The organism is Variovorax endophyticus (assembly GCF_025376855.1).
Lineage (GTDB): Bacteria > Pseudomonadota > Gammaproteobacteria > Burkholderiales > Burkholderiaceae_C > Variovorax.
On record NZ_JAHUTH010000004.1, the window covers coordinates 21,311 to 44,803 of the forward strand.

22 protein-coding genes are annotated in these 23,493 nt (G+C 69.2%); 6 read left to right on the forward strand and 16 right to left on the reverse strand.

The genetic code is table 11. From position 1 onward, the window contains the following. Nucleotides 1-116: 116 nt before the first annotated feature. Complete coding sequence (locus tag KV106_RS06605) at nucleotides 117-1,262, forward strand: helix-turn-helix domain-containing protein (RefSeq protein WP_057589577.1); 1,146 nt, start codon at nucleotides 117-119, stop codon at nucleotides 1,260-1,262. A 1-nt stretch (nucleotide 1,263) separates the two neighbouring features. Here KV106_RS06605 and KV106_RS06610 read toward each other — a convergent pair whose 3' ends face one another. From KV106_RS06610 to KV106_RS06645, 8 genes are all read right to left on the reverse strand, one after another. Beyond that, nucleotides 1,264-1,641, reverse strand: a complete 378-nt coding sequence (locus tag KV106_RS06610; protein ID WP_057589576.1) for a nuclear transport factor 2 family protein — start codon at nucleotides 1,639-1,641, stop codon at nucleotides 1,264-1,266. Nucleotides 1,642-1,741: 100 nt separating this feature from the next. Continuing rightward, a complete protein-coding gene (locus tag KV106_RS06615; protein WP_261207721.1) occupies nucleotides 1,742-3,217 on the reverse strand; it encodes a M81 family metallopeptidase in 1,476 nt (491 codons plus the stop codon). Further along, on the reverse strand, nucleotides 3,214-4,467 hold the full coding sequence (locus KV106_RS06620) for a Zn-dependent hydrolase (RefSeq protein ID WP_261207723.1): 1,254 nt from the start codon (nucleotides 4,465-4,467) through the stop codon (nucleotides 3,214-3,216). The genes KV106_RS06615 and KV106_RS06620 overlap by 4 nt, the downstream gene beginning before the upstream one ends. A 27-nt stretch (nucleotides 4,468-4,494) precedes the next feature. Beyond that, nucleotides 4,495-5,208 (reverse strand): ABC transporter ATP-binding protein, encoded by a 714-nt coding sequence (locus KV106_RS06625; protein WP_261207739.1) that lies wholly within the window; start codon nucleotides 5,206-5,208, stop codon nucleotides 4,495-4,497. Next, entirely contained in the window at nucleotides 5,205-5,972 is a 768-nt protein-coding gene (locus KV106_RS06630; RefSeq protein WP_261207742.1) for an ABC transporter ATP-binding protein, read from the reverse strand. The genes KV106_RS06625 and KV106_RS06630 overlap by 4 nt, the downstream gene beginning before the upstream one ends. After that, nucleotides 5,969-6,928 carry a branched-chain amino acid ABC transporter permease gene (locus tag KV106_RS06635; RefSeq protein ID WP_209541158.1) on the reverse strand — a complete coding sequence of 320 codons (960 nt, stop codon included), beginning with the start codon at nucleotides 6,926-6,928 and terminating at the stop codon, nucleotides 5,969-5,971. Before KV106_RS06635 ends, KV106_RS06630 begins: the two co-directional genes overlap by 4 nt. A 5-nt stretch (nucleotides 6,929-6,933) precedes the next feature. Further along, nucleotides 6,934-7,794, reverse strand: coding sequence for a branched-chain amino acid ABC transporter permease (locus tag KV106_RS06640; protein WP_057589571.1), 861 nt, complete (start codon nucleotides 7,792-7,794; stop codon nucleotides 6,934-6,936). Nucleotides 7,795-7,879: 85 nt separating this feature from the next. Then, nucleotides 7,880-9,085 carry an ABC transporter substrate-binding protein gene (locus KV106_RS06645; RefSeq protein ID WP_057589570.1) on the reverse strand — a complete coding sequence of 402 codons (1,206 nt, stop codon included), beginning with the start codon at nucleotides 9,083-9,085 and terminating at the stop codon, nucleotides 7,880-7,882. Between the two features lie 242 nt (nucleotides 9,086-9,327). Here KV106_RS06645 and KV106_RS06650 point away from each other — a divergent pair, with 242 nt between their 5' ends. Beyond that, nucleotides 9,328-10,092, forward strand: a complete 765-nt coding sequence (locus tag KV106_RS06650; RefSeq protein ID WP_057589569.1) for a FadR/GntR family transcriptional regulator — start codon at nucleotides 9,328-9,330, stop codon at nucleotides 10,090-10,092. A 9-nt stretch (nucleotides 10,093-10,101) separates the two neighbouring features. Here KV106_RS06650 and KV106_RS06655 read toward each other — a convergent pair whose 3' ends face one another. Then, complete coding sequence (locus KV106_RS06655) at nucleotides 10,102-11,052, reverse strand: LysR family transcriptional regulator (protein ID WP_057589568.1); 951 nt, start codon at nucleotides 11,050-11,052, stop codon at nucleotides 10,102-10,104. Between the two features lie 97 nt (nucleotides 11,053-11,149). Here KV106_RS06655 and aptA point away from each other — a divergent pair, with 97 nt between their 5' ends. After that, a complete protein-coding gene (gene aptA, locus KV106_RS06660) occupies nucleotides 11,150-12,502 on the forward strand; it encodes an omega-aminotransferase AptA (protein WP_261207796.1) in 1,353 nt (450 codons plus the stop codon). On the opposite strand, the gene KV106_RS06665 is transcribed toward aptA, so the two are convergent. The 7 genes from KV106_RS06665 to KV106_RS06695 all read right to left on the reverse strand — a co-directional run bounded on the left by KV106_RS06665 (nucleotide 12,503) and on the right by KV106_RS06695 (nucleotide 19,313). Further along, the gene (locus KV106_RS06665; RefSeq protein WP_261207811.1) at nucleotides 12,503-13,372 is read right to left on the reverse strand and encodes a hypothetical protein; all 870 of its coding nucleotides are present in this window, start codon (nucleotides 13,370-13,372) and stop codon (nucleotides 12,503-12,505) included. Nucleotides 13,373-13,476: 104 nt separating this feature from the next. Then, nucleotides 13,477-14,865, reverse strand: coding sequence for an FAD-dependent oxidoreductase (locus KV106_RS06670; protein ID WP_261207819.1), 1,389 nt, complete (start codon nucleotides 14,863-14,865; stop codon nucleotides 13,477-13,479). Between the two features lie 18 nt (nucleotides 14,866-14,883). Continuing rightward, nucleotides 14,884-15,333, reverse strand: coding sequence for a GNAT family N-acetyltransferase (locus KV106_RS06675; protein WP_261207827.1), 450 nt, complete (start codon nucleotides 15,331-15,333; stop codon nucleotides 14,884-14,886). Continuing rightward, nucleotides 15,330-15,893, reverse strand: a complete 564-nt coding sequence (locus KV106_RS06680) for a phosphonate degradation HD-domain oxygenase (RefSeq protein ID WP_093349162.1) — start codon at nucleotides 15,891-15,893, stop codon at nucleotides 15,330-15,332. The genes KV106_RS06675 and KV106_RS06680 overlap by 4 nt, the downstream gene beginning before the upstream one ends. 2 nt (nucleotides 15,894-15,895) lie before the next feature. Further along, a complete protein-coding gene (phnY, locus tag KV106_RS06685; RefSeq protein WP_261207848.1) occupies nucleotides 15,896-17,344 on the reverse strand; it encodes a phosphonoacetaldehyde dehydrogenase in 1,449 nt (482 codons plus the stop codon). A gap of 18 nt (nucleotides 17,345-17,362) precedes the next feature. Beyond that, the gene (gene phnA, locus KV106_RS06690; RefSeq protein WP_261207858.1) at nucleotides 17,363-18,589 is read right to left on the reverse strand and encodes a phosphonoacetate hydrolase; all 1,227 of its coding nucleotides are present in this window, start codon (nucleotides 18,587-18,589) and stop codon (nucleotides 17,363-17,365) included. Nucleotide 18,590: 1 nt separating this feature from the next. Next, on the reverse strand, nucleotides 18,591-19,313 hold the full coding sequence (locus KV106_RS06695; RefSeq protein WP_261207860.1) for a phosphonate utilization associated transcriptional regulator: 723 nt from the start codon (nucleotides 19,311-19,313) through the stop codon (nucleotides 18,591-18,593). A 158-nt stretch (nucleotides 19,314-19,471) separates the two neighbouring features. Here KV106_RS06695 and KV106_RS06700 point away from each other — a divergent pair, with 158 nt between their 5' ends. From KV106_RS06700 to KV106_RS06710, 3 genes are all read left to right on the forward strand, one after another. Beyond that, the gene (locus KV106_RS06700) at nucleotides 19,472-20,512 is read left to right on the forward strand and encodes a putative 2-aminoethylphosphonate ABC transporter substrate-binding protein (protein WP_261207870.1); all 1,041 of its coding nucleotides are present in this window, start codon (nucleotides 19,472-19,474) and stop codon (nucleotides 20,510-20,512) included. An 86-nt stretch (nucleotides 20,513-20,598) separates the two neighbouring features. Further along, nucleotides 20,599-21,738, forward strand: coding sequence for a putative 2-aminoethylphosphonate ABC transporter ATP-binding protein (locus tag KV106_RS06705; protein WP_261207872.1), 1,140 nt, complete (start codon nucleotides 20,599-20,601; stop codon nucleotides 21,736-21,738). Further along, a complete protein-coding gene (locus tag KV106_RS06710) occupies nucleotides 21,735-23,468 on the forward strand; it encodes a putative 2-aminoethylphosphonate ABC transporter permease subunit (RefSeq protein ID WP_261207874.1) in 1,734 nt (577 codons plus the stop codon). Before KV106_RS06705 ends, KV106_RS06710 begins: the two co-directional genes overlap by 4 nt. Nucleotides 23,469-23,493 lie beyond the last annotated feature (25 nt).

Here is a 23,493-nt window from a genome sequence, read left to right on the forward strand (position 1 = left end):
CACTATCCTAGGCAAAACCCTCGACGCTTGCGCCGGGGGCCTGAAATTCTCAAAATGAAACAGCTTGCCGTTCGGCAGGTCCCCAAAACGGGCGTCCCACGCGCCCCGCAAACAAGATGCTCGCTTCCAACGCCCTGCCGACACCCGAGCGCTCGCTGGCCATCGCCCAGGCCCGACAGGCCCTGATCCATGGCGATGCCGCCGATCTCCGCGTTCCGCCCGGCAGCCGCATCGAACCCTGGATCGCCCGCTCGTGGCAGCGCTGCATCGAGGCCGGCCAGCAGCCGCAGCAGCGCGTGAGCTTCGAGCCCGTGAGCCGCGGCGTCCAGCGCGAGGTGATGGAGCGCAACCGCGCCCTGGTGTCGGCCGCGCGTCCGGTGATCGAACGCCTGTCGCGCGCCATCGCCGACACCCGCTATTTCGCCGTGCTCACCGATGCCGAGGGCATCGTGGTCGACCTCGGCGTGCTGCCCGACGGCACCGACGACGCGAGCCGCTATGCGCGCAACATCGGGCGCATCGGCGTCGACCTGTCGGAGCGCGCCATCGGCACCAGCGCGATCGGCACCGCGCTGGCCGAGCAGGAGTCGGTCTGGCTGCACGGCGGCGAGCATTTCTTCGACGACACCAGCGTCTACAGCTGCGCCGGCGCGCCGCTGTTCGGTCCCCAGGGCGACTGCATCGGCATGCTCGACCTGACCGGCGTGCAGGTGGCCGAGCGGCCCGAGCTGCGCCACCTCGCGACCCTGTCGGCGCGCAGCATCGAGAACGCCCTGGTGCTGCGCGCGCCCTGTGCGATGCTGCTGCGCCTGGCCTGGCCCGGCTGCGCCACCAGCGAGGCGGCCGAGGGCCTGCTGTGCATCGACGGCGGCGGCAACGTCACGGGCGCCAATGCTGCGGCGCGGCAAATGCTGCACCAGCCGCTGGCGCGCAGCCAGGGCGGCCTGCATTGCAACGACCTGTTCGCGCTGCCGCTCGACATGCTGTTCGATGCCGCGCGGCGCGGCGACGCGGTGCTCGAGGTGCCGCTGTGGTCGGGCCTGCGGGTGCAGGTGCGGCCCCAGCGCGGCGACGGCAGCAGCCACGGCGCCGCCGCGCCCGAGCCGCGACCGCGGCTGCGCGACGTGGAAACCGCGCTGATCCGCAAGGCCGTGGCCGATGCCCGCGGCAACGTGGCCGAGGCGGCGCGCGCGCTGGGCATCAGCCGCGCCACCGTCTACCGCAAGCTCTGGCGCGGGCGCGGCACCGGCACCGCGGACTGACTCAGGCGCCGACCGGCACCTTGTCGAGAAAGCCGGTCACCGAGCGCAGCTTGCCCGCGTCCAGCCGCACGAAGTCGGTGCCCTGGATCAGGTCCTCGGCGCCGCTCGGCCCGAGCGTCCACGAGAAGCGCACATGGTCGCCGTGCGCGTCGGCCTTGCCCAGCAGGTTGAAGCGGAAGCCCGGGTAGCGCTGGTGCACGGCGCCGACCAGCGCGCTGATCTGCGCATGGCCGCTGCCCTGCATGAGCGGGTCGACGTACTGCGCGTCGGCCGACCAGCCGGCTTCGAGCAGCGCGGCGCGGCGCGCGGGATCGGTCTCGTTCCAGACGGCGATATAGCCCTGGGCGATGGCGGCGGGGTCGTGGGCGGCGGTGTTCATGGCGACGATTCCTTTCGTTGAATCCCGCGACGTTGCGGGGTGAAGGAATGGTCGTTTCAGCGGCGCTCGGGGTCCATGACGTGGGAGGTCATGAAAGCCTTCAGATCGGGTCGAGCGGAAACACCGGCCGCCGCACCTTGCCGAACGGGAACAGTCCGTAGTCCGAACTGGTCACGCCGCGGCTGTCGCACTCCACCAGCGCGGCCGCGAGCGGCTCGAACACCGGCCGGCAGTACATGCGCGACTTCAGCAGCAGGAAGCGCTCGCGGCGCGGATCGAGCCCCGTGCATGCGAACACGCCGATGTCCCACGGCTCCTGCGTGCGCTCGGTGACCACGATGCGCGCGGCGCCGATGTCGAACAGCACCGTGCGGCCCATGCTGGCGCGCTGGCCGGTGTAGGTCGGGCCGGTGATGACGTACTCACCGTCGCAGATCGTGCGCACGATGCCCGTGAGCCGGACCGGCGCGCTCTCGCGGCCGATGCCGGCCAGCGAGACCTTGTTGCCCAGCGCCACCGTCGCAGTTGCGCCCTCGCCCGCCGCGACCAGTTCGGCCACCGCCTCGGGATCGCACAGCGGCCCGACGCCGATGCCCTCGAGCCCCTGGGCCAGCGCCTCCTGCAGCACGTCTATGGTGTCGCAGCTGCCGCCCGACATGCAGTTGTCGCCATGGTCGAGCAGCAGCACCGGACGCTCGGCGCCTTCGGCCAGCTGCTTCGCGCGCGCGACCGAGTCGGCCAGCGGCTCGCTGTCGTAGACGAAGGCCTCGCGCTCGTTCCACATCTGCGCCGCGATGCGGTCGGCCGTGGCCTGCGCGCGCTCGCCCGACTGCGCGTCGACCACGATCACGCTCATGCACGGCGCCTCGATGTCCGACAGCGAGAAGCCCGCGAGGATCGACACCGCGAGCGATTCGCCCGAGGCCTCGGCCGCGCGCGCGGCGTCGATGGCGCGCTGCATCGCGCCGGTGTAGGAGGCGCTGCGCAGCGTGTGGGCCATCAGCGGCAGCGAATGCCAGCGCATCGCGGGCCGCCCGCGCCCCGCCAGCAGGTCGAGCAGCAGCCGGCCCGCGTGTTCACCGGTCTCGTACATGTCGACGTGCGGATAGGTCTTGAAGCCGACGATCACGTCGGCGTTCTCCACCATCGCGGGCGTGACGTTGGCATGCAGGTCGAGCGCCACGCCGATCGGCACGCCGGGCGCGGCCGCGCGCAGCCGCAGCAGCAGGTCGCCCTCGCCGTCCGCGCTGTTGTGGGCCACCATCGCGCCATGCAGGTCGAGCAGGATCGCGTCGCAGCCCGGCGCCGCATCGACGATGCGTTGCGTGAGCGCGTCGTAGGCACGCGCATCGACCGGCCCGCTCGGGTTGGCCGAGGCCGACACCGGCGTGACCAGCTCGGCGCCGGCCGCCTCGGCCAGGTCGATGAAGGCCGACATCGCGGTGCGCATGCCCTTGTTGTCGCGGTAGGCCTGCGCGCCGAAGGTCGGGCCGTCGGGCCCGAAGGCCGCGAGCGGCGTGGGCACGGGCGAGAAGGTGTTGGTCTCGTGGTTGAGACGCGCGATCAGCACCTTCATGCGGCCACCCCGGCGCTGCGGAGCATCGCCTGCAGCAACACATTGCAGCCGGCCTCGAGATGATCGGGCTGCGCGTCCTCGATCTCGTTGTGGCTGATGCCGTCGCGGCAGGGCACGAAGATCATCGCCGCGGGGCACACGCGCGCCAGGTACACCGCGTCGTGGCCGGCGCCGCTGATCACGTTCATCCAGTCCAGGCCCTGCGCCTCGGCCGCTTCGCGCACCGCCGACACCAGCGCCGGCGTGAAGGGCTGCGGCGGGAAGTACACGACCTGCTCGAGCGTCGCCTCCACCTTCGACGTGCCCGCGATGCGCTGCACCGCGGCCTTGAGCGCGGCGTCCATCGCCGACAGCACCACGTCGTCGGCCGCGCGCAGGTCCACGCTGAGCTTCACGCGGCCCGGGATCACGTTGCGCGAGTTCGGATAGGCATCGATCCAGCCGACCGTGCCGCGCCCGTGCGGCGCATGGGCCAGCGCGATGCGGTTGACCTCGGTCACCAGTTCGGCGGCCGCGAGCAGCGCGTCCTTGCGCAGCTCCATCGGCGTGGGACCGGCATGCGCCTCCATGCCCTGCAGCACCACGTCGTACCAGCGCTGGCCCAGCGCGCCCTCGACCACGCCGATGACGCGCTCGTGCGCCTCGAGCACCGGGCCCTGCTCGATGTGCGCCTCGAAGTAGGCGCCGACCGGCGACGAAGCCGCCGAGGCCGGCACGCTGCCCGCGTAGCCGATGGCCGCGAGCGCCTCGGCCACGCTCACGCCCTCGGTGTCGCGCTGCGCGAGCGCATGCTCGAGCGTGAAGGCATCGGCGAACACGCCCGAGCCCATCATCACGGGCACGAAGCGCGAGCCCTCCTCGTTGGTCCACACGGCCACCTCGATCGGCGCCTCGGTCTGCACGCCCGCGTCGTTGAGGCAGCGGATCACTTCCAGTCCGGCCAGCACGCCGTAGTTGCCATCGAACTTGCCGCCCGTGGGCTGGGTGTCGATGTGGCTGCCGGTGGTGACCGGCGGCAGCGCGGCGTTGCGGCCGGCGCGGCGCGCGAAGATGTTGCCGATGGCGTCGACGCGCACCTCGCAGCCCGCCTCGCGCGCCCAGCGCACGAACAGGTCGCGGCCCTGGCGGTCGAGTTCGGTCAGCGCGATGCGGCAGACGCCGCCCTTCTCGGTGGCGCCCAGGCGCGCCAGTTCCATCAGCGAGCGCCAGAGGCGCTGGCCGTCGATACGCAGTTCGGTGTGTGGTGTCATGGTTTTCTTTGAATCGATGGGGGCGCCTCAGGCGAGGCCCACGCCCAGGTAGCGGTCTTTCACGTCGTGATCGGCCATGAAGGCGGCATTGCCGGCCTCGTGCACGATCCGGCCCTGCTCGACGATGTAGTGGCGATCGGCGAGTTGCACGCAGACCTCGAGGTTCTGTTCCACCAGCAGGATCGCGACGCCCGCGGCCTTGATGGTCTGGAGCTGCGCGACGATCTCCTCCACGATCACCGGCGCCAGGCCCTCGACCGGCTCGTCGAGGATCAGGAGGCGCGGGTGGTTCATCAGCGCGCGGCCGATCGCCAGCATCTGCTGCTCGCCGCCCGAGAGCTGGCCGCCGCCGTTGCGGCGTCGCTCCTTCAGGCGCGGAAAGATGCGGTAGATGTCGTCGAGCTGCCACGGCGACTCGCGCCGCTGGCCGAGCAGCAGGTTCTCCTCGACCGTCAGCAGCTTGAAGATGCCGCGGTGCTCGGGCACCAGGCAGACGCCGCGCGCGGCGATGCGGTGCGCGGGCTGGCCCGCGATGTCGGCGCCCTGGAAGCGCACGCGCCCGGCCGTGGGCGTGACCGCGCCCGCGATGCTCTTGAGCGTGGTCGACTTGCCCGCGCCGTTGCGGCCCAAAAGCGTCACCAGCTCGGCCTCGCCCACGCGCAGCGACACGCCCTGCAGCACGTGGCTCTTGCCGTAGTGCGCATGCAGGCCCTCGACCTCGAGGATGGGGGTCGTGCTCATGCCTTGCCTCCCGTGATCATGTTGCCGAGGTAGGCGCTGCGCACGCGCGCATCGGCGCGGATGTCGCCCGGCAGCCCCTCGGCCAGCACGCGGCCCAGCTGCATCACGGTCACGGTGTCGGAGATGTCCATCACGATGTTCATGTTGTGTTCGATCAGCACCACGGTGTGCTCCTCGCGCAGGCCGCGGATCAGCTGCTTCATGTCGTCGAGGTCGTCGATGCCCATGCCCGAGGTCGGCTCGTCGAGGAAGATCGCCTTCGGCCGCGCGGCCAGCGCCATGCCGACCTCGAGCCGCCGCTGCTGGCCATGCGAGAGCTCGGCCGCCGGCACGTGGGCGAAGCGCTCGAGGCCCACGCGCTGCAGCACTTCGTCCACGATCGCCTTGCAGGCCATCTCGCCGACCGGCGCGCGCCAGCAGTTCATGGCCTGGCGCGGCGCGATGCCCTGCGCCGCCACGCGCAGGTTCTCGCGCACCGCGAGGCTGCCGAACAGGCTCGTGACCTGGAACGAGCGCGCCATGCCGCGCTGCACGCGGCGGTGGTCGGGCTCGCGCGTCACGTCGTGGCCGTCGAACAGGATGCGCCCGCCGGTGGTGGTGCCGGTGCCCGTGAGCATGTGGAACAGCGTGGTCTTGCCCGCGCCGTTCGGGCCGATCACCGAGTGCACGGTGTTGCGGCGGATCTGGAGGTCGACGCCGCCGAGCGCGGCGAACTTGCCGTAGTGCTTGGTGACGCCGACGGCTTCGATGAGGACGTCGCTCATGCTTTCTCTCCCTGCGCGGCGGAGGCGCCGGCGCCTTGCGCGCCCTTCCCGAAGATGCGTCGCCAGGCGCTCTCGCCCAGCCCCCAGAGACCGCGCTGCATGCCGATGCTCACGCCGATCAGCAGCAGCCCCAGCAGCAGCAGCCAGCGCGGCCACAGCGTGGAGAGCCAGTCGGCCAGCAGCACGTAGAAGGCCGAGCCCAGCACCGAGGCGAACAGGTTGCCGGTGCCGCCGATCACGGTGATGACCAGGATCATCTCGCTCGTGTGGTACTCGGCGTTCGACAGCGGCGCGATGCCGGTCATCATGGCGTGCAGTCCGCCCGCGAGGCCGGTGACGGCGCCCGAGATCACGAAGGCCAGCAGCTTGAAGCGCCGCAGGTCGTAGCCCACCGCGGCGGCGCGGTCGCCGTTGTCGCGGATCGCCAGCAGCGTGCGGCCGAACACCGAGTCGGTCACGCGCAGCAGCAGGCCGAAGGCGATCAGGAACATCACGGCCACGAAGGCGTAGTACTTCCACGGCGTGTCCATGAAGGCCGGGCGCGGCACGTCGAGCAGGCCATTGTCGCCACCGGTCAGGCCCGAGGCGGTGTAGGCCACGAAATAGAACATCTGCGCGAAGGCCAGCGTGAGCATCACGAAGTAGGTGCCGCGCTGGCGGATCGCGACCCAGCCGACCAGCGCCGCGCCGAGCGCGCCCATGCCGATGGCCGCGAGCAGCGCCAGCGGCATCGGCAGCGAAAGCCGCGTGAGCAGGATCGCGATGGTGTAGCTGCCCAGGCCGAAGAAGATGCCCTGGCCGAAGGACAGCAGGCCCGTGTAGCCCAAGAGCAGGTTGCAGCCGAGCGCGGCGAGCGCGTAGATCAGCACCTCGCTCGCGAGCGAGCCCGAGCGCATGAACAACGGCAGCGCCAGCGTGACGGCCAGGGCCAGCAGGAAAGTGATTTTTCTGGGCATGGCGTTCATCCTCTGCGGCCGAGCAGGCCATGCGGGCGCAGCAGCAGCACGGCCGCCATCGCGATGTAGATCATCAGGCTCGCACCGGGCGGCCACAGGGTGCTCATCAGGCTCTGCACGATGCCGATCAGCAGGCCGCCGACCAGCGCGCCGCCGAAGCTGCCGAGCCCGCCGATCACCACCACCACGAAGGCCACGCCGAGCGCCTCCACGCCCATGAAGGGCTCGGCGCCGCGGATCGGCGCGGCCAGCACGCCGGCCAGCGCCGCCGTGGCCGCGCCGAGCGCGAACACCAGGCTGAAGACGCGGAACACGTTGATGCCGAGCAGCGAGACCATCTCGGTCGACTCGCTGCCCGCGCGCACCGCGCTGCCCAGGCGCGTGCCCTCGAGCACCCACCACAGCAGCACCGCGAGCACGGCGGTGAAGCCGATCACGAACAGCCGGTACTTCGGATAGATGAAGCTGCCCCACATCACCACGCCCTGCAGCAGGTCGGGCGTGGGCACGCTGTTGCCCAGCGGGCCCCAGAAGACGATCACGATCTCCTGCACCGCGAGCGCCAGGCCCACGGTGACGAGGATGTGGAATTCATGCGCCTTCGCGTACACGCGGCGCAGCAGCAGCTTCTCGGCCAGCCAGCCGAGCGCGCCGACGGCCAGCGGCACCAGCACCAGCGCGGCCCAGAAGTTCAGGCCCCACTGCAGCGCCTGGAAGCACAGGTAGGCGCCCAGCAGGTAGAAGGCGCCATGCGCGAAGTTCACGAAGCGCAGCAGGCCGAACACGATCGACAGGCCGACGGCCAGCAGGAAATACAGCATGCCGATGCCGATGCCGTTGATGGTCTGGAGCAGGTAGACGGACATGGGTGTGGGGAATGGAGCGTGCGGGCGGACCGCGCCCCGCCGCGCCACCGCGGTGGCACGGACGAGATCGCGGAACCGGCGTGACTCAGGCCAGCTTGCAGCCCGTCTTGTCGACCGGCAGGAAGGACTTGCCGGAGCTCACCACCTCGACGTAGTCGGCCGCGTCCTTCATCTTCGACTTGGCCTTGCCCTTGAGCAGGTAGTAGTCCTTCACCACCTGGTGGTCGGCCTTGCGGATCTCCTCGCTGCCCGTGAGGCCGTCGAACTTCATGCCCTCGAGCGCCGCGATCACGGCCTTCTGGTCGACCGTGCCGGCCTTCACGATGCCGTCGATCAGGATCTTGGTGCAGATGTACGAGCCCGCGAGGCTGTAGTTGGGCACGATCTTGAGCTTGTCGGCGGTGCGCTTCACCAGCTCCTTGTTGAGCGGCGTATCCACCGTGTGCCAGTACTGCGCGCCGAAGTACACGCCGTCGCAGAGGTCGGCACCGAGCTCGTCGAACTGCTCGAGCCCCGAGGCCCAGGCCATCAGGATCGTCATGTTCTTGTGCATGCCGAAGCTCACCGCCTGGCGCAGCGCGGCCGAGGACTGCGCGCCGAAGTTCAGCAGCAGCAGCACGTCGGGCTTGGCGGCCATCGCGTTGGTGAGGTAGCCGCTGAACTCCTTCTCGTTGAGCGAGTGGTAGCTGTTGCCCACGTGCTCGATGCCCTTCTCCTGGAAGATGGCCTTGGCCGCGCTCAGGAGGCCGTCGCCGAACACGTACTGCGGCGTGATCGTGTACCAGCGCTTGGCCTTGGGCATCTGCGCGACCAGCGGGCGCACCGTCTGCTCGATGGCGCCGAAGGTGGGTACCGACCAGCGGAAGGTGGCGGGGTTGCAGTCCTTGCCGGTGATCTCGTCGGCGCCCGCGGTGGTGATGAACAGGCCGCCGGCCTTCTCGGCCTCCTTGCCCATGGCCAGCGCTTCCGACGACAGGATGCCGCCCGCGAAGAACTTCGCGCCCTGCTGCTGCGAGGCTTCCTGCACCTTGCGCACCGCGGTCGCGGGCTTGCCCTCGGTGTCGAGCACCGTGTAGGCCAGCGGACGCTTGAGCACGCTGCCGTACTGCTCGATCGCCAGCTTCATGCCGAGGTCGGCGAACTTGCCGTTGGCCGCGAAGGCGCCCGACATCGGCACCGGGCAACCGAAGCGGATCGCCTCGGCCGATTGCGCGAAAGCCGAACGGCCGGCCAGCAGGGAAGCGGGAGCGGCCGACAGGGCGGCCAGTTGGAGAAGGTGTCTGCGTTGCAAGAGGAACTCCGTCGTGGTGAGGGTGGAGGGGATGGGCGTCCGCGGTCGCGGCGAATTTAAGCGGATAAATAGGATTAATATGCTGGTAAAAACCCGCTAGCAATCCTCGTGCCCAAAAACCACCGACTTCGCGGCCCCCTCGCCCCGCCCGCGTGTACCACGCCGATGCACCCAGTACCGCTGGGTAAGATCGCGCGCTGTTGCGCATTCCGCGCATCTCCCGAGGGACATCGAGCGTGGGCATGACAGTGGGGCAACACCGCCCGAAGCGACAAAAGCTCTCGGACGTCATCGTCGAGGACGTGAAACGCTGGATCGTGGCCGAGCGCAAGCAGCCCGGCGACCGGCTGCCGAACGAGAAGGAACTGATAGAGCTGTTCGGCTATTCGAAGAGCACGGTGCGCGAGGCGCTCAAGGCGCTCGAGGTCAGCGGCCTGATCTCGATCCGCACCGGGCCCGGCGGCGGCGCCTACCTGCAGCAGGTGTCGGTCGAGCATGCGTCCGAGCCGCTGCGCAACTTCCTGCACTTCCACCACCTCGACGGCCACCACATCTACCAGCTGCGCAAGGCGCTCGAACCCGAGCTCGCGGTCAGCGTGGTGGGCCGGCTCACGCCCGAGATGTTCGAGCGGCTCGAAGAAAACGTGCGCCTGTGCACAAAGGAACCGGCCTCCGAGGACGAGCAGCGCATCCAGCGCGAGGCCGAGCTGGCCTTCCACACCATCCTGGCCGAGGCCTGCCCCAACCCGGTGCTGTCCTTCATGTGCCGCTTCCTCAACGACCTGCTGCGCGACCTCGTGGTCTACAAGAAGGCGCTCGACCATCACCACTTCGGCGAGGCCAACGTCGACTACCACACGCAGCTGCTCGCGGCCTACCGCAAGGAGGACGCCGCGACGGTGCAGCGGCTGATGAGCGAGCACATGGTCGACGCCGAGCAGCACATGCACGAGATGGAGGCGCACATCGGCGCCAAGCATCTTCTCGTGCCCAACGCGCAGCGCTGAGCGCGTCTCCTACTTGCCGCGGTGCGCCGCCGTGAGGCAGGCCTGGAACGCCAGCACCGCGCGCGAAGGCTTCGGCGAACGCCGCAGCAGGCTCACGAAGCGGCATTCGTAATGGAAGCGCTCGGGCAGCACCGGGCGCATCAGCCCGCGCTGCTCGAACACCTGCGCATAGTGGTCGGGCAGGAAACCCAGGAAGCGCCCTGAAAGGATCAGCGTGGCGATCGCCTCCTGGTCGAAGCCCGTGGCCTTGCGCGAGAGCTGCGCGCGGTGGCTCAGCTCCATGTTGGGCGAGTGGTAGCCCAGGCCCGCGAAATGGTGCTCGCGCAGCTTGGGCCAGGTGAGCTTCGCATGGCTGGCCTCGAAGAGCGGATGGCCGCGGCCGCAGTACAGCAGCATGGTCTCGCCGAACAGCTCCTCGTAGATCAGGCTCTTCGAGCTGCGGTGCGCCGGGATGATGCCGATCTGGAAGTGGCCCTCGAGCACGCCCTGCTCGATCGCGTTGATCGAACCCACGTGCACCGCCAGGCTGACCTCGGGCGCCACCTCGGCAAAGCGCGCGATCGCCTCGCCGATGCGCGCCTGCGGATTGGTCGCGGTCTTGTCGAACAGCGCCACCTCGAGCTGGCCGCCCATGCGGTTGTGGATGTCGTCGATGCTGCCGCGGAAGGCGTCGACCGAAGCGAGCAGCCGCAGCGTCTCGTCGTAGACGCGCTGGCCCTCGGCCGTGAGCGCGAAGCCGGCCCGGCCGCGCCGGCACAGCACCAGGCCGAGCCGGGTCTCGAGGTCCTTCACGTGGCGGCTCACCGTCGAGGTGCCGATGTTGAGCTCGAGCTCGGCGGCCGCCATGCCGCCGCAGTCGACCACGCTCTTGAACACCTTGAGCAGGCGCAGGTCCATGTCGCTGAGCTGGCCCAGCACGGCACGGCTGCGGGCCGTGGAGGCGCCTTCTTTTACTTGCATGGATCGTCAAGTGAACATTGATATTGCGCCATTCTCCACACTGAACGGCTTGCCAACAATAGTCGCGTCACCTCTCCCACCCAACCTGGACGCACCCATGACCCTCGCCACGCCCGACCTCGCCAACCCGGCCCCGCGCACCGATGCCGCCTGGCTCGAGGCGCACTGGATGCCCTACACCGCCAACCGCCAGTTCAAGGCCGACCCGCGCCTGATCGTCGAGGCCAAGGGCGCCTACTTCACCGACCACGAAGGCCGCAAGATCTTCGACGGCCTCTCGGGCCTGTGGTGCTCGGGCCTGGGCCACGGCCGCCCCGAGATCACCGAGGCGGTGAGCCGCCAGATCGCCAAGCTCGACTATTCGCCGGCCTTCCAGTTCGGCCATCCGCTGTCCTTCGAGCTCGCCAACCGGCTCAAGGAACTGACGCCCGCCGGCCTCGACTACGTCTTCTTCACCGGCTCGGGCTCCGAGGCCGCCGACACCTCGCTCAAGATGGCGCGCGCCTACTGGCGCGCCAAGGGCCAGGCGAGCAAGACCCGGCTGATCGGCCGCGAGAAGGGCTACCACGGCGTCAACTTCGGCGGCATCTCGGTCGGCGGCATCGGCGCCAACCGCAAGCTGTTCGGCCAGGGCGTCGAGGCCGACCACCTGCCCCACACCCAGCTCGCGGCCAATGCCTTCACGCGCGGCATGCCCGAGAACGGCGCCGAGCTGGCCGACCGCCTGCTCGACCTGATCGCGCTGCACGACGCCTCGAACATCGCGGCCGTCATCGTCGAGCCCTTCGCGGGTTCGGCCGGCGTGGTGATCCCGCCGCAGGGCTACCTCAAGCGCCTGCGCGACATCTGCACCGCCAACAACATCCTGCTGATCTTCGACGAGGTCATCACCGGCTTCGGCCGCTGCGGCACGCTCACCGGCGCCGATGCCTTCGGCGTGGTGCCCGACATCATGAACGCCGCCAAGCAGATCACCAACGGCGCGCAGCCGCTGGGCGCCGTGATCGCCAGCAAGGAGATCTACGACACCTTCATGGCCGCGGGCGGCCCCGACTACATGCTCGAGTTCCCGCACGGCTACACCTACTCGGCCCACCCGGTGGCCTGCGCCGCCGGCATCGCCGCGCTCGACGTGCTGCAGAAGGAAGACATGCCCGCGCGCGTGAAGGCGCTGGCGCCGCATTTCGAGAACGCCGTGCACAGCCTCAAGGGCAGCAAGCACGTCGCCGACATCCGCAACTTCGGCCTCGCGGCCGGCCTCACCATCGCCGCGCTGCCCGGCGAACCGGCGCGCCGTCCCTACGAGATCGCGATGAACTGCTGGAAGAAGGGCTTCTACGTGCGCTACGGCGGCGACACCATCCAGCTCGCGCCGCCGTTCATCTCGGAGAAGGCGGAGATCGATCGCATGATCAATGCGCTGGGCGACGCGCTGGCGGAAACCAACTGATCAGACTCCGCCCGACATGACCTTGATGTTCGAGGTGCGCACGGCATACACGCCGCCGAAGCTCCTGAACCAGATCAGGTCGCCGGACCGCGCGATGAACCGGCCATTCATCTCGATCTCGATGCGGGGCGTCAGCAGATCCGACTTGTAGCTGAAGTCTTTCTCGGTCCCGCCCTTGGCCTGGCCCTCCTGCTGCGGCGCTTCCTTCGCGATGAAGGCCGCGAGCGCCGAGAAGCCCTGGGCCGCCTCCGTGCCCAGGCGGGCCTGCATCTCGGGCGTGAGGCGGGCCAGGTCGCCCAGCTGGTAGGACGAAGGCAGCTGGTACATGTAGACGCCCGACCACTGGTCGGCGCCCTGCCCGTACTCCAGCCGCACCGCCGCCGCGGTCAGCAGGCGGTCGTTGTCGGTCTTGCTCACGAACAGGTAGGGCGTGGCCAGCGTGCGGCCCGGCACGCCGGTCGCGGCATCGTCCACGACCTCCAGGCCCTGTTGCGTCGCGGCCGCGAGGAACAGCTCCCGTGGCGCCAGCGTCAGCTTGCCCCGCAGGCGCACGGCGTCCGCCTCGGTGTTGCTGTCGATCATGCTGATGTTGGCCGCCACGCCCAACGGGCCGAGCAGCAGGCCAAGGGCCGCGCCTCCACCGCCGAAGTTCTGGGAGTAGACGATGCTCTTGGCCGCATCCAGATGACGCGTCCCATGGCGCTCGTCCTCGACCGCCTTGGAATGGGCCAGCGAGAAAGTCCCCGGCGACTGGCCGGTGACGGGGCGAAGCTTGTATGTCGGCGGCGTTCCGCAGCCGGCAAGACTCGCGACGGCCAGCAACGCGCCCAGCCAGAACGTGCGGCGGCGCACGGCCTTGAAATATGTCATGCCTTCTCCTCGTCTTCGTGTTGTGATGCCTGCCGCTCCCATGCGGCGCGCGGATCATAGACGGATGCCATGACGTGCGGGCCCGCCCGGCCCGCCGCCGCGGGTCAGGCCTTGTCGGCCTTGCCCGCGGCGTTGGCGAGCTTGCTGAGCATGCGGTCCACCAGCCACGGCTGGCGGTTCTCGTCCTCGGCCCGCTCCTTGCGCCGGATCGCGTCGCGCACCACGATCGATCCCACGTAGCGCACCGGCTCGGGCGGAAAGTAACCGAGCGGCCCCTTCGTGATCGGGCTGCGCGTCCAGGCGTTGTCCTGGTCGAGCACCAGCGACGACAGGATCTGCCCGCCCATGTAGGTCGGCCCGACGCCGTTGCCCGAGTAGCCGAAGCCGTAGTAGATGTGCGGCGCCCCATCGAGCCGGCCGAAGAACGGGAAGCCCGTGACCGAGCGGTCGGACGGGCCGTTCCAGCTCGCGGTGATCGGCGTTTCGCTCAGGGCCGGGAAGAAGGAACGCAGCGCCTGCGTGAGCTCGGCCTCGTAGGGCGAGCGCTCGTCGAACACCTTGGCCATGCGCCCGCCCCAGGCGAAGGTGTTGCCGCCCTTGCCCAGCATGAGGCGGCCATCGGCCGTGCTGCGGTAGTAATAGACGAAGGTGCGCGAATCGAGCACCGACACGCCGTCGGTCAGGCCGCTGCGCGCGAGCAGCTCGGGGCAGCGCTCGGTGATCACCATGTCGCTCGACACGATGGCGATGGTGCGCTCGAACTGCGCGAAGCGGCTGGCCATCCAGGCATTCATCGCGAGCACCAGCTTCTGCGCGCGCACGCTGCCGGCCGGCGTGCGCACCACGACCGGATGGGCGGTGGAGAAATCGAGCATCGGCGTGCGCTCGTGGATGCGGATGCCCATCGCCAGCGCCACGCGCCGCAGCCCGCGCACCAGCTTGCCCGGATGCACGGTGGCGGCGATCGGCGAATACACGCCCGCGAGGTTGCGCGCCGAGCCCGAGCGCCGCGCCACTTCCTCGGGCGGCAGGGTGCGGTAGGAATGGATGCCGCGCGCCTCGAGCGCGCGCATCATCGGATCGAGCGTGCCGACCTGGGCCGGCGAGGTGGCGGTGTAGAGCGTGCCGTCCTGGCGCAGCTCGGCGTCGATGCCGTGGGCGGCGCAGAAGTCGGCGATGTGCTGCACCGCCGCCTCCGAGGCCTTGACCAGGCGCACCGCCTCGTCCTCGCCGAACAGCCGGCGCAGGGTCAGGAACTTGGCCGACCAGGTGAGCAGGCAGCCGCCGTTGCGCCCGCTCGCACCGGCGCCGCAGAGGTCGCTCTCGAGGATGACGATGTCGAGCGCGGGCGCCTGCTGCCTGGCCTGGATCGCGGTCCACAGTCCGGTGAAGCCGCCGCCGACGATGCAGAGGTCGGCCTCGCATTCGCCCTGCAGCGCGGGCGCGAGGTCACCGTCGTTGAAGAGAGCCTGTTCGATCCAGAAGGGGCGCATGGCGGCTCCGTGAAGGGGTCAGGGCTTGCGCCGCATCTCGTAGGAAAACTCGGACTCGCGCTCGACGACGAAGCCGAAGCGCGCGTAGAGCGCGCGGGCCGGATTCGCCTTGAGCACGCTGAGCGTGAGGTCCACGCAGGCACGCTCGGCCTCGACGACGACCTCGGCCAGCAGCCCGGTGCCGATGCCGCCGCCCTGATAGCCGGGCGCGAGCTGGATCTGGATCAGCACCCACTCGTGCGGATCGCGCGACACCTTGAGCAGGCCGACCGGCTCGCCCTCGTGCAGCAGCAGCTCGGCGCATTCGAAGCGGTGCATCAGCCGCGCCATGTGGTGCGCATCGCTGACCTCGGCGCCCGAAGCCACCACGTGGCCGTTCATCGTGCGCTGCCGCAGCGCGAGCAGGAAGGGAACGTCTTCCTGCGTGGCCGGGCGGCGCGCCAGCACGACCGGTGGCGCGGCGCTCATGCGGCGATGGCAGTAGGCTTCAACGCGGCCTCCAGGTGCCGCACGTAATGCGCGAGGTCCGGCGTCTTCGCGTCGGCGCACTTGGCCGTGTCGTCCCAGCGCCGCAGCCGCACCGCGTCCTTCGCGTAGGGCAGCGCCTCGAAGGCACTGGCCTGCGCCGAGTCGAACACGCCGCCCTGCAGCTGCAGGCTGCGCTGCGAATCGGGCGACAGCGCCTCGAGGTAGCCGGGCTCGCGCGCGCACAGGAAGCGCTTGGCATCGACGTGCAGCCGGATCGGCTCCAGCGTGGCCGGGCCGAACAGCGCGCGCAGGAACGGCAGGCAGCGGTACTGGTGCAGGTCGTCGAGCCCCTGCTGCGTCGGCGTGCCGCCGAAGTCGTGCAGCAGGTGACCCAGGTCGTGCAGCAGCGAGGCGGCGATCAGCGCGCTGTCCGCCCCCTCCTGCTCGGCCAGGTGCGCCGATTGCAGCGCATGCTCGAGCTGGGTGACGGGCTCGCCGTCGTACTGGGCATGGCCCTTGGTTTCGAACAGGCCGACGATGTCGGGAAGGCTCAGGCTCATGGTTACCAGGGCAGCGAGTAGGTCTTGGTGTTGGTGAAGCTCTTCATCGCCTCGAGCACTCCTTCCTTGTAGCCAAGGCCCGAGTCCTTGATGCCGCCGAAGGGCGTGAGTTCGAGCCGGTAGCCCGGCACCTCGCGCACGTTGACGCTGCCGACGTTGAGCTCGCGGATGAAGCGCGTGATGTGGTCGAGCCGGTTGGTGCAGATCGACGACGACAGGCCGTAGGCCGTGCCGTTCGAGATGCGGATCGCCTCGTCGATGGTCTTGAAGCGGATCACCGGCGACACGGGCCCGAAGGTCTCGTGCTTGGCCACCGTCATCCCGGGATCGACGCGGTCGAGCACGGTCGGCGAATACAGCGCGCCGCGGCGCTCGTTGCCGTACAGCAGCTTCGCGCCGGCCGCGATGGCCTCGTTGACCACGCCCTCGAACTGCTTCGCGGCGGCCTCGTCGATCACCGTGCCCATGTCGGTGTCGGGATCCATCGGGTCGCCGTACTTCAATGCGCGGGTCTTGGCCACCAGCAGCTCGACGAACTGGTCGGCCACCGATTCGTGCACCAGCATGCGCTTGATCGCGGTGCAGCGCTGGCCCGAGTTCTTGTACGAGCCGCTGGCCGCGAGCGTGGCCGCCTCCTCGATGTCGGCATCGTCCATCACGATGATCGGGTCGTTGCCGCCGAGCTCGAGGATCTGGCGCTTGTAGACCGCCTTGGCCGCGATGTACTTGCCGATCGGCACGCCGCCGGTGAAGGTGACGAGGTCGACGTCGGCATTGGTCAGCAGTTCGTCGGCGATCTCGCGCGGGTCGCCCGTGAGCACCGACAGCATCGGCGGCGGCAGGCCGGCCTCGTAGAGGATGTCGGCCAGCAGGAAGGCCGCCAGCGGCGTCTTCTCGCTGGGCTTGAGCACGATGCGGTTGTTGGTGGCGATGGCCGGCGCCACCTTGTGGATCACCTGGTTGAGCGGGTGGTTGAACGGCGTGATGGCCGTGATCGCGCCCTGCAGCGGCTCGCGCAGCGTGTAGACCTTGCGGCTCTTGCCGTGGTGCGTGAGGTCGCACGAGAACACCTGGCCGTCGTCGACCAGCGCCTGGTTGGCCGCGAACAGCAGCACGTCGGAGGCGCGGCCCACCTCGTAGAGCGAGTCCTTGCGCGACAGGCCCGATTCGAGCGTGATGGTGCGCGAGATCTCGTCGAGGCGCGAGGCGATGATCTCGCCCGCGCGCATCAGGATCTTGTAGCGCTCGTAGCGCGTGAGCGTGGGCTTGTAGTCGCGCGCGATGCGCAGCGCGTTGCGCACGTCGTCGAGCGTGGCCTTGGGCACGGTGGCGATCACCTCGCCGGTGTAGGGATAGGTGACCTCGATCGTGCGGTCGCGGTAGACGCGCTCGCCGGCGATGCGCAGGGCTTCGCGGTGGATGGTGCCTGGCTTCGGCGTGGCTTGGCTCATGGGTGCTCCGGCGGTCGGTTACTGGGCGTGGTTCAGCGCGATGTCGAGCGCATCGAAGTTGCGCAGGCGGCGGCCGGCGGCGATGCCCGCCACCGGGCGGTTGCAGATCAGCGGCACGCGCTGCTCCGACACGCCGCCGTGCGAGCGCAGCGGCACCTCGAGCGCCGACAGGTCGTGGCGGCTGGCCGCAGTGCCGATCACGGTGTTCTTCTCGCTCACGACCACGATGTCGCCGATGCGGTCGGCGGGCAGTTCGAAGCGCTGCGCCGCTTCCTTGCGCGACAGCACCGACTCCATGCCCGGCACCTGGCGGATGCGCTCGATCCAGCCCGGCACGCTGGCCTCGTCGGGCGCGTAGACGGTGGCGAAGGAACCGAGCGCGCCGTGGTGCACCACGTAGGGATCGGTGATCGGCAGGATCACGCGCGCGGTGCCGGCGCCGTACCAGCCGTCGAGCACGTCCTGCAGGTAGATGACGTTGGGCGAACCGTCGGCGCCGTGCTTGTCGTTCATGCCGTGGTCGGCGGTCAGCACGATGGTGGCGCCGAGCGCATCGAGCTGCGCGAGGTAGCGGTCCATCATCGCGTAGAAGGCATTGGCCTGTTCGCTGCCGGGCGCGGCCTTGTGCTGCACGTAGTCGGTGGTCGAGAGGTACATCAGGTCGGGGCGGCGCGACTCCATGAGCTTCACGCCGGCCGCGAACACGAACTCGGAGAGCTCGGCGCTGTAGACCGAGGGCACCGGCATGCCGACCATGCCGAGCACGTCGTCGATGCCGTTCTCCTCCATCGTCACCTGGTCCGACTTCTCGGACGAGAAGCAGATGCCCTTCATGCGGTGGCCCAGCAGCTTGCGCAGCTTGTCCTTGGCCGTGACCACCGCCACCTTGGCACCCGCGTCGGCGAAGGCCGCCAGCACGGTGCCGGCGCGCAGGTACCTGGGGTCGTTCATCATCACTTCCTGGCCCAGCTCGCGGTCGAAGAAGTAGTTGCCGCAGATGCCGTGCACCGCGGGCGGCGCGCCGGTCACGATCGACAGGTTGTTCGGGTTGGTGAAGGACGGCACGACGCAGTCGGCCAGCAGGTCGGCGCCCTCCTTGCGCATGCGCCCGATGTACGGCGCCACGCCGGCGGCGATGGCCGCGTCGAGGTAGGCCGGCTCGCAGCCGTCCACGCACACGACCACGATCGGGCGCGCCATCCAGCGATAACTCCTGGCATTGACTTCGAGGGTCTCCGGTGTCATTTCAGACTTCCTTTGGTGGGTTGTTCGTGGTGGCGGCTTCGGCATCGGCGCGGCCGAAGGCCTTGTGCATGCGCGCGCGGCTGCCCGCGACATGCCGGCGCAGCGCGCGGCCCGCGATGTCGGGGTCGCCGCTGGCGATGGCCTCGACGATGTCGCGGTGCTCGTCGGCCGAGACCCGCAGGCCGCCGCCGCTGTCGAGCGCGCGCATGCGGAACAGGTGCAGCTCCTTCACGAGGCGCTTGTAGGTCTCGGTCAGCTTCCTGCTGCCCGCGGTGTCGAGCAGGATCTCGTGGAACTGCAGGTTGAGCTGCGCGTACTGCTCCACGTCCTGCGCCTGGGCCGCCGAGCGCATGGCATCGAGCATGGCGCGCAGCCGCTCGACGGCATCGGGCTTGATCGCCAGCGCCACGCGGCGGCCGATGATTTCCTCCAGTGCCTCGCGCAGCTCGTAGATCTCGTCCGCTTCCTCGAACGCGATCTCGCGCACGAAGACGCCGCGGTTCTTCTCGTTGCGCACCAGGCCCGCCTCCTCCAGCGCGCGCAGCGCCTCGCGGATCGGGCCGCGGCTGGTGTTGAAGCGCTGCGAGAGCTCGCTCTCGTTGATGCGGCTGCCCACCGGGAGCTCGCCCGTCATGATCAATCGCTCGATCTCCTCCTGCATCAGCATCGGCAGCGAGCTGGACTGGAGGAACGCGAGGGCGGAGGAGGGATTGCTGGTGACCATGGAACGCATTCTCCAGCCTTCAATTGAAAACTGTCAACAATTTTTTATTGACAGTCTTAAGTTGGCAATCTACATTGCTTTCACCGGATCCCGGCCGCCAGGCCCCGGACGCCCGCCACTCACCCTTTCGTGACAGCAAGCCCTCTCAGGAGAAACAGATGACGATGAAACCAAGCTCGCGCCGTCTCGCGGCCGTCCTGTGCGCCGCGGCGCTCGGCCTCGCGACCAGTGGCGCCGCCTGGGCGCAGAAGACCTCGCTCCTGGTCTACACCGCGCTCGAGACCGATGCCATGAAGCTCTACAAGGACGCCTTCGAGAAGGCCAATCCCGATATCGAGGTGAAGTGGGTGCGCGACTCCACCGGCATCGTCACCGCCAAGCTGCTGGCCGAGAAAGCCAATCCGCAGGCCGACGTGGTGGCCGGACTGGCCGCCAGCAGCCTCGCGCTGCTGCAGCAGGAAGGCATGCTGCTGCCCTACGAGCCCAAGGGCTTCAAGGAACTGAACCCCGCCTACTCCGATGCCGCGCGCCCGCCGGCCTGGGTCGGCATGGACGTCTGGGCCGCCACCATCTGCTTCAACCGGGTCGAGGCGCAGAAGCTGGGCCTGCCCAAGCCCGAGAGCTGGAAGGACCTCGCCAAGCCGGTCTACAAGGGCGCCATCTCGATGCCGCATCCGGCCTCCAGCGGCACCGGCTACCTCGACGTCTCCTCGTGGCTGCAGCTGTGGGGCGAGGCCGAGGGCTGGAAGTACATGGACGCGCTGCACCAGAACATCGCGCAGTACGTGCACTCGGGCTCCAAGCCCTGCAAGCAGGCCGGCGCGGGCGAGTTCCCGATCGGCATCTCCTTCGAGTTCCGCGCCCACCAGGTCAAGAAGTCGGGCGCCCCGGTCGACCTGATCTTCCCGAAGGAAGGCCTGGGCTGGGACATCGAGGCCACCAGCCTCATGAAGACCAGCACCAAGCTCGAGCAGGCCAGGCGCTTCGCCGACTGGATGGCGAGCAAGGAGGCCAACCAGATCAGCGCACGCTGGTGGGCCGTGGTGGCCTATCCCGGCGTGGTCTCGAAGCTCGAGGGCATTCCCGACAACTACGAGAAGCTGCTCGCGAAGAACGACCTGAACTGGGCCGCCAAGAACCGCGAACGCATCCTGGCCGAGTGGAGCAAGCGCTACGAGGGCAAGGCCGAACCCAAGTAAGAGCTCGCCCCGCCTCTCCCGCCTGCCGTCTTCCTCCAACCCGCGGACACGCGCCCCGCCGCGTCCGCCAACGACGAGTGCGAACAATGGATACGACCGACACCCCGTTCATGGCCGGCCGGCGGCCCGCGAGCGGCGCCGCGGCGCTCGAGGTCATCGGGGTCCGCAAGGACTTCGAGACCTTCAGCGCGCTGCGCGACGTGCACCTGCGCGTCAACCCCGGCGAGATGCTGTGCTTCCTCGGCCCCTCGGGCTGCGGCAAGACCACGCTCTTGCGCATCATCGCGGGGCTGGAGACCCAGACCGCGGGCCAGATCCTGCAGAACGGCAAGGACGTCTCGTGGCTGCCGCCCGACCGACGCGACTACGGCATCGTGTTCCAGTCCTACGCCCTGTTTCCCAACCTCACGATCGCCGAGAACATCGGCTACGGCCTGGTCAACGGCCGCGCCCGGCGCGCCGAGGTCAAGGCGCGCGTCGACGAGCTGCTCAAGCTGGTCGGCCTGCCGACCTCGGGCGCCAAGTACCCGAGCCAGCTCTCGGGCGGCCAGCAGCAGCGCGTGGCCCTGGCGCGCGCGCTCGCCACCCGGCCCGGCCTGCTGCTGCTCGACGAGCCGCTGTCGGCGCTCGACGCGCTCGAGCGCATCCGCCTGCGCGGCGAGATCCGCCGGCTGCAGAAGCAGGTCGGCATCACTACCATCATGGTCACGCACGACCAGGAAGAAGCGCTGTCGATGGCCGACCGCATCGTGGTGATGAACCACGGCGTGATCGAGCAGGTCGGCACGCCGATGGAGGTCTACGAGCAGCCGGCCACGCCCTTCGTGGCGGACTTCGTCGGCAAGGTCAACGTGCTGCGCTCGGTGGCGCTGGGCAACCACCGCTTTCAAGTGGGCGACATGGAGCTGCAGTGCGATGCCTGCGACGGCGCCTTCGAGCCCGGCGAGGCGGTCAACCTCTACCTGCGGCCCGAGGACCGCGCGGTCGAGCACCTGCGCGAGGACACGGCCAACCGGCTGCGCGCCATGGTCACCAAGGTCGAGTTCCTCGGCGGCCTGTGCATCGCCGAGGTGACGGCCGACGCGCTGCACGGCCAGACGCTCGGGCTGCACTTCTCGCTCAACCAGCTGCACGACCTGGGCATCCGCGAGGGCCACACGGTCGACATCGCGCTGCGCGCCAACCGCATCCGCGCCTTCTCCGCCGCGCGCGCTACGCAACCATGAACACGCTGGCCCATCCCCTCGCCGCCAAGCCGGCCATGAGCACGCGGCCCGCCCTGCGCTGGAGCCGCGACGAGACCATCGCGCGCGCCGTGCTGTGCGTCGTGATGGCGATGCTGTTCGTGTTCCTGGTCGCGCCGCTGCTCACCATCCTTGCGCACGCGGTGCAGGACAAGGACGGCCGCTTCGTCGGTCTGGCCCACTTCATCACCTACTTCCAGACGCCGAGCCTGCTGCGCGCCGCCTGGAACTCGGTCTGGGTCGCGGCCGCGGTGGTCGCGATCTCGGTGCCCGCGGCCTTCGTGTTCGCCTATGCGCTCACGCGCAGCCGCATGCCGGCACCGCTGAAGGCCGTGTTCCGGCTCATCGCGCTGATCCCGCTGCTCGCGCCCTCGCTGCTGTCGGCGATCTCGTTCGTGCAGTGGTTCGGCAACCAGGGCGCGCTCAAGTTCCTGCTGGGCGGCACCTCGATCTACGGCGCGCCCGGGATCATCCTGGCCGAGGTCTACAACACCTTCCCGCATGCGCTGATGATCCTGGTCACTGCCCTGTCGCTGGCCGACGGCCGGCTCTACGAGGCCGCCACCGCGCTGCGCACGCGGCCGCTGCGGCAGTTCATGACCATCACCCTGCCCTCGTGCAAGTACGGCCTGATCAGCGCGGCCACCGTGGTCTTCACCTACGTGGTCAGCGACTTCGGCGCGCCCAAGGTGATCGGCGGCAACTTCAACGTGCTGTCGGTCGACGTCTTCAAGCAGGTGGTCGGGCAGCACAACTTCTCGATCGGCGCGGTGGTCGGCATGCTGCTGCTGCTGCCGTCGATCGTCTCCTTCGTCATCGACTACGTGGTGCGGCGCAAGCTCAAGGCGCAGCTCACGGCGCGCTCGGTGCCCTACAGCCCGAAGCGCAGGCGCGTGGCCGACACGCTGCTCACGCTGTTCTGCACGGTGGTCTGCGCCTTCCTGCTGGCCACCATCGGCATGGCGGTCTACACCTCGCTGATCGCGCTGTGGCCCTACGACCAGACCTTCACGCTCAAGCACTACCACTTCGTGCTGGTCGAGAGCGACATGGCCGCGGCCTACGGCAACAGCCTGCTGGTGGCCATGGCCACCGCGGTGGCCGGCTCGCTGATCGTGTTCACGGGCGCCTACCTGATCGAGAAGACGCGCGGCCTCGGCCTGATGCGCAAGGGCATGCACCTGATGGCCGTGCTGTCGATGGCGGTGCCGGGCCTGGTGCTGGGCCTGGGCTACGTGATGTTCTTCAACCATCCGGCCAACCCGCTGAACTTCCTCTACCAGACGATGGCGATCCTGATCGTGTCGATGGTGGTGCACTACTACACCTCGAGCCACCTCACGGCCGTCACCGCGCTCAAGCAGATCGACAACGAGTTCGAAGCCGTCTCGGCCTCGCTCAAGGTGCCGTTCTTCAAGACCTTCCTGCGCGTCACGGTGCCGGTATGCCTGCCGGCCATCCTCGACATCGGGCGCTACTTCTTCGTGGTGTCGATGGCCAGCCTGTCGTGCGCCATCTTCCTCTACACGCCCGAGACCATCCTCGCGTCGGTCGCGATCATGCACATGGACGACGCCGGCGACATCGGCCCGGCCGCCGCGCTGGCCAGCCTGATCGTGGTCACCTCGACCCTGGTGTGCATCGCCTATGCGCTGCTCACGCGCGTGCTGCTCGCGCGCACGCAGGCCTGGCGCAACCTGGGCCGCGGCTGAACGGCCCCCTCTCATTCCCCTTCCC